The organism is Limnothrix sp. FACHB-1083 (assembly GCF_014696485.1).
In the GTDB taxonomy this organism is placed as follows: Bacteria; Cyanobacteriota; Cyanobacteriia; order CACIAM-69d; family CACIAM-69d; genus CACIAM-69d.
The window spans coordinates 233071-244389 of sequence record NZ_JACJQD010000008.1 but is presented as its reverse complement, the minus strand read 5'-3'; the positions used below and the strand labels follow the sequence as shown (position 1 = coordinate 244389).

Sequence of the window (11319 nt, the reverse complement as noted above, 5' to 3'; positions counted from 1 at the left end):
TTATTTCAACTGGATTTGGCAGCATAGTCGTTTCAAAACCACGGCTGCTGAACGAGCGGGATTAGCGACTAGGGCATGGACTTGGCATGACATTGCTACCTATCCCACATTAATCTGATTCACTACCGAAAGGGTTCACCCAGCAAGACAGAAAAACAATAAACTCCTTGTTGGCGCGGAATGCTTGTCCTTGCGGCCTCCACAAACTTACAGTGTTCCCACTTGAGTTCTACATCATGAATAGTAGAAGGAAATTCATCAACGTAAAAAGGGAGCCACCGAAGACTTAGTTCGTAGTCTCTTTCTAGACTTCCGGTAAAGATTTGACCTTTTCTAGCTAAGTCGTACACAGAATCTGAGTTCATCAACAGAAATAAATTTTACAGATGGCAAGCTAAGCAAGGTAGTTGATCATCTTCATGACCAAGAGCTAGCTCAATCTGTTCTGCAATAGATTTTAGAGATGTACTTGCAGATACAGATTTTTGCTGTTGTTGATATTGATTCAGAATCTCATCCTTTCTCAGGAGAAGTTCTAGTAAAGTTTCACCCTCTGTCCAAGAGTAATTCCTGCCATCACTATGCTCTTGCTCATAGCGGACGGCTTCAGCAAACAGGTCAGGATGCTCCTCGGCAAGCTTAACCCACTCATACTTTCGCTGAAAGAAACAGAAAAAACATCCCGATCTGCTGCGCCAACGGTAATAGTCAGGAATACCGATACCGCTTTCTTCAAGCATCTGAAAAACATCAGCTTTTTTTAAGCCATGCTCTCTGAATGGAAAAACAGGGGTGATATTGGGCTTAGTTGAAACATAGCCCTCACGATTCTCATCAGCACGAATTGCAATATAGCTAACTGCCTCGTCTTCACCCACAAATTTCTCTAGGGGCAGAATTTTCATCTGCTTTGTACACCAGCGAGCCTTTGGCGAGGGCAACATTCCGCCATAGATATCGAGCCAGTGATCAAACCCCCTTTCGGACTCCAACCTCTGGATCGTAATCCCTAGCCGCGCTTCGATCCGATCCAAGTACTCATAAGTTTCAGGTAGTTCCTTATGGGTATCACAGAAAAAGTACTCAATCTCCAGCTCTGGGTGATGCTGGCTCATGAATACCGCTAGAGCTGTACTGTCTTTGCCCCCCGACAAACCGAGGATATGTCTAACTGGTTTCTGATTGCTCATGAGGAAGATTGTGACGCTTTTTTCGAGCTTTGGCAACCTGATCATTCTCCTCAGGGGATAGCACCCTCTCGCCTAAGCGAGCCAACAACGCCTGTTGTAGACGAGAATTGTCGGATAAGCCAGAATTTTGCAGAATTTCTGCAATCAAACGATCAAGCACCTCGCTTTCTCTACGGTCAACCCACACTACTTGGTTGACTTCTCGCCCATCCGTGCGCGTTATCGTTAGGCGAACCGCCTCAAAGCCTTCTCGCTGAGCTTCGGTGCTCGACTGAACCGCCTCCAGATTTTTGAATCGTCGCGCGAGATCACTAAGTTTTACCTCGAACTGCACAGCATCGTCATCCGTCCAAGAACGCGGCGGCTTATCAGCCACAACCATCGTCAAGGCCTCTAACCAAGCTCGATCATCAAGAGACTCATCAACCGCCGCTTTTAAGAATCGCTTCAGCGTCGGCTCCAAGCATCCCGGCAGCAGGTGACGCGATCGCACGCGGATATCCTCTCGCAAATACCTCGCCTCGCCTCGAACTCCCAAGGCCTCCAGTAGGCAGGTCTGGCAGCGCTCCAATAGTCGATCATAAGCAACATTCAGCTCTCGCAGGCAAGCTACCAAGGCCCGCTTAAACTCTCGGGCCATGTCTTCATCTGCGGCAACGCCTGCCGCAATGGGCTGTAGTCCACAGGCCTTGGGTAGTGCCGTGAAGAGGACTTCATCAGGTTCTTGAGCCTGTTGCAGAACTTGCAAAACTTGCTGTGCTTCGGGGCTAATGTGCCTTGTTTGCAAAACATACTTGTTCAATTGCTTCACAAAGCTAAACAGAGGCTTAGCAATCGCTAGCAAGCTGAAGTTGCGCACGCCCGGCAACGGTTCTGCACGTTTTGAGCGCAAAGCCACTTCGAGTTCACGAAAGACAACAGATCGTAAGCCCAGTAACTCAAAGTATTTGACGGAGAATCGGGCAGGGTCTTTTACTAATAGTTCAAAGTGCTCTGGCCCCAGAACTGCAACAAAGCCATCATCTTTGTAAACAGCAAAATCTTCGGCCCGGTGCAGAAGTATAGCTGCTAAGACGACAGGGATCGCCCCCCGCTTCAAGCCATAGGGAGGCTGCTCTAGCTGGATATAGAGATCTGCTAGGGAGCGTCGTTCTGTAACCGCTGCACAGCAAAACTGCTCGATCGCTTTCCAAACAGTCACTAAGCCTGAATTTTCAAGGGGTGGAAAAAATCCCCATAAGCCTTGTTCCTGGCGATGGATGCCAGTAGAATCCAGCACCGAGTAATACATGGCTACTTCCGGCCCGTAGCCGGTTAGCCCCAAGCGTGGCGCACTCGCATGGCTCAACATTGCCTCGATAAGCAACCGTCGTGCCTTTGCACCTTGAGTGGTTAACTCCCGCCGATTGATTAACTCGTTGTCCAGTTGCCAAGCTTTGTCATAGGTGCGATCGCACACATCCGAGACTGCCGCGCGGAAAGCCTGAATGTTTTGTACCTGCTTACGTTCACCCAAAATCCAACAGGTTAATTGCTCGCCTGCCCAGCCTAATGCCAGCAACATCGTGTCATCTAATAACCGCTCAGCTTCCTGCAAGCGATAACGAACCTCGTGACGGGCAACACTATCACTTGTTAGCTCCGGCGCTTTATTGACTTGCTGCAAAGCCTTTACTTCTCTAGCGCGTGTGCGCAGCAAATCAACTTTCGCAACTTCCACCACAATGAGTGGTTTCCCATCGGCTGTTTTGGCTGGCACATTCTGTGGCAGTGTTTCATCAATCCAATAGAGCACTAAGCCATCACTCGCAGAAAATGAGCATCCTAGTCGCTGCCAATTCGTTGTGGTATCGCCATAGCACTGCTCAAAATAACGTAGGTTTCCAGTGTCGTGTAAATGTCGTTGAGCAACAACGGGTTTCAAAGGACGTACTGTTGCTAGACTCTTGGCCAGTGGGAGGCGATCTTGCTCAACTTGTTTATAGATTGCACCTTCAACATCAAAATCTGATCCCTGCCAAATTCTCAGCTCATCTAACTGTCGGCGATAGGTAATGATGCCCTGTTCTTGTAGGCGATTAATGCGTTCTAGCCATATGGCTTGCTCGCTTGAGTCATCAGGTCGATCGCACAATGCCAGCGCGACCAGTTCTGGGCGGGCGCGTAGTGTCCCGGTTGTAGTAGCTAGGTTTAAGACCCCGATGGTTTTTAACAATCTCAGCAAATCTGGATCTCGATCACGGGCATCCTGAATTAGGCTTTGAACTTCCACCCAGCGTTGTAAGTTAACCCGTGAAGCTAAGCCAGACACAGACTCCACAAAATAATCGTAAAGTCGGTCTAGGGTGAATGTTGGAAGGGAGTAGTTGAAAACAATTGTTTGCCGCAAAAATTCGCAGAATCCGTGCGGTTCGTCACTAGTCAAAAATGTGAATAAAGATCGATCATTTTGGGCATATCTTGTACATAACAATGGTAGAACAATCGCCGTAATGGGGTGTAAAGGATAAGCCTCAGCAATCATGGATTCACTGAGGTCATACTCTCCTAAAGCAGTTTTTAAAGTTGACTGCCAAGTACTCGCCTGTTCACGAACGGCACATAAAATTGGATCTGCTTTTGATCGATCAATTGCTTGACCGATTAATCGTGTCATTTGGTTTGGCGATTCAGTGAAGGAAATATCTTCAAAGCGCCCTTGAACTTTTGCCCATTCACTTTGCTCAATTGTCGCAAGTCGATCACTGTAACCTGCAAAAGATTGGTGTAATAGACCTAATAAAAAAATCCTGGAACTCTTGTTCTTTGACGACTTAGGCTTAGTCTTAAACTCGGCAATCTGTTGAAGAAGATATAAATCCCTGGTTCCTTGATGCTGAGCTGTAAATTCTAAATTTTTTCCTAGTTCGTCTATTGCCAAAAATAGATCTTTTTGACTTTCTTCTAAGACTTGATGTAATAGATCAAGAACTTGCTTATCTGAAATTTCAACCTTCTGTTGAATTGATCGGCTAGTGTCTATTTCCACAGCCCAATCAGTCAACTCAAGTGCAACAGATGGCCGATTACTATTTGCCCAACAGAGATCTGCTCCTTGAGAAAGTGCACGGATAATCGTATGACTGAGTGGCTCACGCCGACCTGTAGCAATCCCTAGCCACAAGCCATCAAGTGGCAAGTTTTGTTCTAGATTTTTCAATTCATTAGTATTCGTCCCCAGACATTGGCGAGCAATTGCCAGAGCTATTTCACGTTCAGGACTATTCTGGGGGCGACTTAAAGCTGCTAGGTACTGTGCAAATGCTGACTTTCCAGTACCATAGTTACCTGTCAATGTCCAAGCTCGGCTATCAGAGCTTTGCCCCCAAGCCATTACGATTCTTTGTAGAGTACTCTCAGCTCGTTCAGTTAAAACATAACCTTCTAAAGTCTCTAGGTGATCAAAATCTCGCTCTAAATTAATAGACCTTGAATAACGACGATGTAAATGAAAGTAGTGACCCAAAACTTTGGAATTCATGCTTCACTCCGAGATTAATGAATGGTAATTCAAGCGCACAGTTAGCCAAGAATTTCAATATTTAGGGTGCTCCCTAAATTATTGGTTTTGTTTAAACTCGCCGAATGGAATCAAGCAAAGCCTGTTTGATAGTAGCTCTCTAGAATTTCTGAAGCCAGTTGCTCTGGGCTGCCATCAAAAACAAACTGTAGTTTACCAGCCGTATCAATCAAATGTAAGGATTCTTTCTTCTTAATTACCTGCTCAATGGCTTCGCAAACCGACGACTCATCTAATTTGAATATTACACCGGGGCTACATGGATCATAAAGTAATTTTGAAACAGGAATTGTGCGTACATTCTTTGAAATACTCACTGCATAAATCAAGCTAGCATAAATTATAATCTCGGCAGGTAAATTATGTTTTTTTCCAACTCGAAAATGATAATTTCCATCAGATCTTTGATGAATTAAGCCCAATTCTGAAAAGGGACAATCCAAAGAATCCTCCGCTGTATTTTTTAAAGAGCTAAGACGTGCATACATGCGCAGCAAGCAAGAAATATCCTTCTGCAAGGAAGAGTCTGCTGCACGTCCAGAAAGACGACCCACATAATCCTTAAGTTCGCTAAATAAATCATCTGGCTTGAATTCCAAGCGATGGAAGCAGTTAAATGTGAAATGCCATGCTGTCGCTAAGCAGTTTGGTTGGAGTAACTGCCAGTGCAGTAGCCACAAGGATGCGGGATCTTCTAGGTAAGGATCCCACCCTCCACTTCTCAGGAGATTTTGCCCAAACTCAGTAGGTAAATCGTTATCGAGTAACTTGAATGCTTCACACCAATAGCGGATTGATCTCACCATATTCTTTCCCACGCCTAGGCGCACAGTTGCATCTTCACGCAAAAAGACGGATGAGTCTTGGCTGGCTCGGTCAAATCCTTTTTTCAACCAACCAAAGCGTGGATGAAAGGTTTCATGCCGTGCAAAGACTGGTGTTGCTTCAGAAACAATCTCAAAAGCTAAGTGCGTTTGCCGTACCATCGATTTGTCCTTGAGTGCCAGAGCAACACATTATGACACTGCCTGCCACACCACTCATACATTCTTAAGGCTCCCTATGGGAGCTTCCCGTAAGACTTCCGCACCTAGCTGTTACTCTCTACATCGTTTGTCCGAAGTAGCCATGTTTATGTCTAATACTGCTGCCAGTCCGACAATTGCTCGCCATCGAGCTGCAATCACCCGAGCTGATCTCTCGAAGCCCGTCCGCTTAGCGCTTGAAGCTGGATTGCTCACACCAGTCACTAGTTTTTTTGACTATGGGTGTGGACGTGGAGGCGATCTGAGGCGGCTACGCGATCGTGGGTTCAAGCACTGTGCTGGCTACGACCCTCATTACCGACCAGATACCTCCCAAACATCCGCCTCAGTGGTGAACCTAGGTTATGTTATCAACGTCATTGAATGTCCTGAAGAGCGCCGCCAAGTACTCGTATCTGCCTGGAATCTGACAGAGCAGGTCTTAATCGTAGCGGCTCAAGTAGCAATTTTGGAAGGCAACGGCTACACAATTTATGGTGATGGCATTGTTACTAGCCACAATACATTTCAGAAATATTATGAGCAAGAAGAACTGAAGAGTTATATCGATCAAGTACTTGGAGTTGACTCAATTCCAGTTGCCCTGGGTATCTACTTTGTTTTTCGTGATGAAGCTCATGCTCAAAGTTTTAGAGCGAAGCGTTGGCGATCTCGTATTACGACTCCACGAATTTGCACAGCGATTCGCCAGTTTGATGAACACCAGAATCTATTGACACCATTCATGTCTTTCATCAGTGATCGCGGCCGCTTGCCGAGTCCTGGAGAGTTGGGATGTTATGCAGGAGATATAGCTATAGAAGTTAGCTTGTTAGAGATATTTGGCAGCTTTAAATCCGCATTTCGAGTTGTATTAAAAGCTACTAACTCTACGGAATGGGACGCTATAACTGATCGCCGTCGCCAAGATGCTCTACTCTACCTTGCCTTAACTAAGTTTACTGGCCGTCCACGGTTTAGTGAACTTTCTCTTGACTTACAACAAGATTTTAAAGTTTTCTTTGGCTCATATCAACAAGCTTGTATTGCAGCCGATCTACTACTAATCAATTTAGGTGATCTTGATCGTCTGTGGAAAGTAGCTCAAGCAAGCTTAATTGGTAAAAAGCTCCCAAAAGCTCTTTATGTCCATTTATCTGCTCTTGATCAACTTGATCCACAACTTCGCCTTTATGAAGGATGTGCTTCCCGCACCGTAGGGCGACTAGATGAAGCAAACTTAATTAAATTTTCTTTTGACAAGCCTAAGATTTCCTACCTACATTATCCCAAATTTGAAGCTGATCCTCATCCAGCTCTTAAAACTTCTATGACAATTGACTTACGCAACTTACAGGTTATTTATCGAGACTACGACAATCGAGATAATCCTCCGATTTTGCATCGAAAGGAAACGTTTCTGGCTACTGATCACCCTCAGTATGAAAAATTCGCGAAATTAACGCGCCAAGAGGAAATCTGGGGATTATTAGATAGCCCACAATCTATTGGAACATTGCAGGGTTGGGAGCGTCGATTGCAAGATTGTGGAGCGATGGTGTCAGGACATCGACTCATTGAACGTAAAAATCTTGACCCATATCGCCTCAAGATACTGCGGGCTGATCGCCGTCGCCGTCAACTAGCTGCTAAATCAACATCAGGTTCAGCTCCTCGTTCGGCCCCCTGATTGACAACTCAATCTAGCCACTTAATTGCAGGCAATGCCCCCGGCCGATCGCCCTGAGATCAGCGTGGCCGGGCGATCGATGGCCAAGCCAGACAGTCGCCCTAAACTAGGAAGAGTTCGCCCATTCCCCAGCCCGTTCCCATGGCCAATCTTGCGGATTCTCGATTAGGACGGTGGGCCCAGCGCGTGCAAGCGGCCGCCCTAATTGGTGGTCAAACCCTGGTTCACCTCAGCCGTGGCAAAATTCACCGCCGCAACACGATCGAACAAATGCACCTGGTGGGGCCCGACTCCTTGGGCATTGTGCTGCTGGCCGGCGTGTCGATCGGGGCGGTGTTTACGATCCAGGTGGCCCGCGAATTCATCAAATATGGAGCCACCTCCGCGATCGGGGGTGTGATGGCAGTGGCCATGGCGCGGGAACTGTCGCCGGTTTTTGCCGCCGTGATTTTGGCCGGGCGGGTGGGGTCGGCCTTTGCGGCGGAAATTGGCACGATGCGCGTGACGGAGCAAATCGATGCGCTTTATGTGTTGCGCACCGACCCGATCGACTATTTAGTCGTGCCTCGGGTTTTGGCCTGTTGCACCATGCTGCCCCTGCTCACGGAATTGGGGTTGCTGGCGGCCATGCTGGCGGGACTGACCATTTCGGAACTGGGCTTTGGCATCACCCGCTACGAGTTTCTTGATTCTGTGAAAACCTTTTTGGAAGTGCGGGATCTGTTTTGCGCTGCCATCAAAGGCGCTTGCTTCGGGGGGCTAATTGCCGCGATCGGCTGTGGTTGGGGTCTCACCACCAGCGGCGGGGCCAAGGGCGTGGGCCAAGCCACCACCTCCGCCGTGGTCACCTCTTTGCTGGCGATTTTGATTGCCAATTTCTTTTTGTCCTGGCTGATGTTCCGCAGCGCTCCCACGCTCTAGGCGTAATTAATCGGCGCGGTCGATCGGTGCGGTTGAATGGCCACCAGTCGCTGCATCAAAAATCCCAATTTTCCTGAAATCTCTGGCGCGGGATGGGGCTTTTTCGATCGGGTCAGCTCGCCCCAAGAAATCTGTCACAATAGAAGGGATTTCTGGCGCAAAACAGCCGCCGTTTTTAACCCCCCAATTCCGTTCTTGATCATGGCTTTTAAGATTCAAAAAACCGATGCCGAATGGCAATCGCAACTGACTCCGGAACAGTTTCAAGTGACGCGCAAGCATGGCACAGAACGCGCGTTCACGGGAGAACATTGGGATAACAAGGCTCCCGGAACCTACAACTGCGTTTGCTGTGGAACGCCCCTTTTTATTTCAGATACCAAATATGATTCGGGAACTGGCTGGCCCAGTTTTTGGCAGCCGATCGCCCCGGAAAATATTGAAACTCAGGTCGATCGCACCCTGTGGATGACCCGCACCGAAGTGCATTGCGCCAACTGCGGGGCCCACTTGGGCCATGTGTTTGAAGACGGCCCGCCGCCCACCGGCTTGCGCTATTGCATGAATTCTGCTTCCTTGAAATTTGAGCCAAATTAAGGGCCAGATTAAGGGCCAAATTGAGCTTGAATGGCGATCGATTGTCATCCGTTGTGGTTGAGTGATCGCTGAGGTTTCGATCAAACGGTTTGATCGGGTTTTTGGGTCTTGTTTCTCGATCGCATTTTCAGCTAAGAAAAAATCCCCCGCAATCGATCGACTGTGGGGGATTTTGCTTAAGATGAAAGCTTTGCTGAATTCAGGCCATGAAGTTTAACACTGATTCTGAACTTTGGGGGTGATTTCCAGGTCAATTTCCTGTGATCACCCCCCTTGAATTGCAGCGCTTCAGGGCAGTTTGCAATCTAGGCGATCGCGGCCATTTTCACATCGCTTTCGTTCAGCAGGTCTTGCAATTCCTGGGCATCAACGGTCTCTTTTTCCACCAGCATTTGAGCCAGGCGATCGAGCACGGAGCGGTTTTCTTGCAGTACTTGCTTGGCGCGGCGGTAGGCCTGATCCACCAGGTTGCGGACTTCCTCATCGATCGCGGCGGCCGTCTCTTCCGAGAAGTCGCGCTCGGAGGCAATGTCGCGACCCAGGAACATGTTGCCTTGCTGGCGACCGAGGGCCACCGGGCCCAGGCGATCGCTCATGCCAAAGCGGGTCACCATTTGGCGTGCCACACGGGTCACCTGCTGCAAGTCGTTGGAAGCGCCCGTGGTCACTTCCTCTTCACCGAAGATGATTTCTTCCGCCAGGCGACCGCCCAGGGCCACCGCCATTTGATTTTCCAGATAGGAACGGGAATAGAGACCCGAATCCATCCGATCTTCGCTAGGCGCAAACCAGGTCAAACCGCCGGCCTGACCGCGCGGGATGATGCTGATTTTTTGCACGGGGTCGTAGTCGGGCATCAGCGCACCCACCAGGGCGTGGCCGGCTTCGTGGTAGGCCACCAGGGTCTTGCGCTTTTCGCTCATCACGCGATCTTTCTTTTCGGGGCCGGCCAAAATCCGGTCGATCGCGTCGTTGATTTCGTCCATCGAAATTTCCGTCAAGTTGCGACGGGCGGCCAAAATTGCCGCTTCGTTCAGCAAGTTCGACAGATCCGCACCGGTAAAGCCGGGGGTGCGGCGAGCAATCCGCTCCAGATCCATATCCTTCGAGAGGGACTTGCCGCGCGCGTGGACACCCAGAATTTCCAGGCGGCCGTTGAAGTCGGGGCGATCGACCACCACTTGGCGATCGAACCGGCCGGGACGCATCAGCGCCGCGTCCAACACGTCGGGGCGGTTGGTGGCCGCAATCACAATAATCCCCGTGTTGCCCTCAAAGCCGTCCATTTCGGTCAGCAATTGGTTCAGGGTTTGTTCGCGCTCGTCGTTGCCGCCGCCGAGACCCGCGCCCCGCTGACGACCCACCGCGTCGATTTCATCGATGAACACAATGCAAGGGGCGTTTTGCTTGGCCTGCTCAAACAGGTCGCGCACGCGGGACGCACCCACACCCACGAACATTTCCACAAATTCCGAACCGGAGATGCTGAAGAAGGGCACACCCGCTTCGCCAGCCACAGCCCGCGCCAGCAGGGTTTTACCGGTTCCCGGAGGGCCCACCAGCAGCACGCCCTTGGGAATCTTTGCACCCACGGCGGTGAAGCGATCGGCATTTTTCAGGAAGTCCACCACTTCCGTCAGCTCCAACTTGGCTTGCTCAATGCCGGCCACGTCGTTGAAGGTGATTTGGGTTTGGGGTTCCATTTGCACCCGGGCCCGCGATTTGCCAAAGTTCATGGCCGGGTTGCCCGCGCCACCTTGGGCCCGCCGCAACAGGAAGAACAAACCCACCAACAGCAGAATCGGCAGGAACAGGCTGCTCAGGGCCCGGAACCAGAAGCCTTCGTCGCTGGGCGGTTGCACGGAAATATCAACGTTGTTGCTGGTCAGAATGTTGATGATTTCCGGGTCGTTGGGCAGGTTCACCAACACGGTGCTGCCGTCTTCGGTGGTGGCCAAGGCCCGGGAGCGATCGGCGCTAATCCGCACGCGATCAACCTTTTTAGATTGCACTTCCTGCACGAATTGGCTGTAGCGCCAGGTTTCGCGGGTTTGGGGCTGTCGATCGAAGAACGCTGTACCCAGGGCGATGATTACGATCGCCAACAGGGCATAGAGTCCGGCATTTCTCCACCGTTTATTCACTGGTGCATCCTCCTAAAAGGCGTTCTGCCAGGGCGTTTGTTATGCCAGGGCTGTACTTGCCGTAGCTCAAAAATTAACTGGTTGTTAACTAATGTTAACGCAATGGCTTCCAGTCCGTCGCCATGGCTGCTATTAACGATTATGCGGATTTCCGACTCAGGATGGGTGTGGACGAAATCGCTTGGTGGGTGTA

7 protein-coding genes and 1 pseudogene are annotated in these 11319 nt (G+C 49.6%); 4 read left to right on the top strand and 4 right to left on the bottom strand.

Features of this window, described 5'->3' with window-relative positions:
• Window positions 1-118: pseudogene (locus H6F46_RS12415) on the top strand (IS1 family transposase); the annotation flags it as partial.
• A gap of 262 nt (window positions 119-380) precedes the next feature.
• Here the strand turns inward: H6F46_RS12415 and H6F46_RS12410 are convergent.
• The 3 genes from H6F46_RS12410 to H6F46_RS12400 all read right to left on the bottom strand — a co-directional run bounded on the left by H6F46_RS12410 (window position 381) and on the right by H6F46_RS12400 (window position 5735).
• Complete coding sequence (locus tag H6F46_RS12410) at window positions 381-1190, bottom strand: phosphoadenosine phosphosulfate reductase family protein (protein ID WP_190354850.1); 810 nt, start codon at window positions 1188-1190, stop codon at window positions 381-383.
• Entirely contained in the window at window positions 1168-4710 is a 3543-nt protein-coding gene (locus H6F46_RS12405) for a hypothetical protein (RefSeq protein WP_190354851.1), read from the bottom strand. Before H6F46_RS12405 ends, H6F46_RS12410 begins: the two co-directional genes overlap by 23 nt.
• Window positions 4711-4820: 110 nt before the next feature.
• On the bottom strand, window positions 4821-5735 hold the full coding sequence (locus tag H6F46_RS12400) for a DUF4007 family protein (RefSeq protein WP_190354852.1): 915 nt from the start codon (window positions 5733-5735) through the stop codon (window positions 4821-4823).
• 142 nt (window positions 5736-5877) lie between these two features.
• On the opposite strand from H6F46_RS12400, the gene H6F46_RS12395 reads away from it, so the two are divergent.
• The 3 genes from H6F46_RS12395 (at window position 5878) to msrB (ending at window position 8982) form a co-directional block, all read left to right on the top strand.
• The gene (locus tag H6F46_RS12395) at window positions 5878-7464 is read left to right on the top strand and encodes a DNA phosphorothioation-associated putative methyltransferase (RefSeq protein ID WP_242027926.1); all 1587 of its coding nucleotides are present in this window, start codon (window positions 5878-5880) and stop codon (window positions 7462-7464) included.
• Window positions 7465-7605: 141 nt separating this feature from the next.
• Window positions 7606-8385: an MlaE family lipid ABC transporter permease subunit gene (locus H6F46_RS12390; RefSeq protein ID WP_190354853.1), complete on the top strand. Its 780-nt coding sequence runs from the start codon at window positions 7606-7608 to the stop codon at window positions 8383-8385.
• A 201-nt stretch (window positions 8386-8586) separates the two neighbouring features.
• Window positions 8587-8982 carry a peptide-methionine (R)-S-oxide reductase MsrB gene (msrB, locus tag H6F46_RS12385; RefSeq protein WP_099534448.1) on the top strand — a complete coding sequence of 132 codons (396 nt, stop codon included), beginning with the start codon at window positions 8587-8589 and terminating at the stop codon, window positions 8980-8982.
• A gap of 305 nt (window positions 8983-9287) precedes the next feature.
• Here msrB and ftsH3 read toward each other — a convergent pair whose 3' ends face one another.
• Window positions 9288-11126, bottom strand: coding sequence for an ATP-dependent zinc metalloprotease FtsH3 (gene ftsH3, locus H6F46_RS12380; RefSeq protein ID WP_099534429.1), 1839 nt, complete (start codon window positions 11124-11126; stop codon window positions 9288-9290).
• Between the last annotated feature and the right edge of the window lie 193 nt (window positions 11127-11319).

Excerpts from the sequence above, each read along its gene's own strand:
- H6F46_RS12410 (WP_190354850.1), bottom strand. The coding sequence starts at position 1,190 with ATGAGCAATCAGAAACCAGTTAGACATATCCTCGGTTTGTCGGGGGGC.
- H6F46_RS12405 (WP_190354851.1), bottom strand. The coding sequence starts at position 4,710 with ATGAATTCCAAAGTTTTGGGTCACTACTTTCATTTACATCGTCGTTAT.
- H6F46_RS12400 (WP_190354852.1), bottom strand. The coding sequence starts at position 5,735 with ATGGTACGGCAAACGCACTTAGCTTTTGAGATTGTTTCTGAAGCAACA.
- H6F46_RS12395 (WP_242027926.1), top strand. The coding sequence starts at position 5,878 with ATGTTTATGTCTAATACTGCTGCCAGTCCGACAATTGCTCGCCATCGA.
- H6F46_RS12390 (WP_190354853.1), top strand. The coding sequence starts at position 7,606 with ATGGCCAATCTTGCGGATTCTCGATTAGGACGGTGGGCCCAGCGCGTG.
- msrB (WP_099534448.1), top strand. The coding sequence starts at position 8,587 with ATGGCTTTTAAGATTCAAAAAACCGATGCCGAATGGCAATCGCAACTG.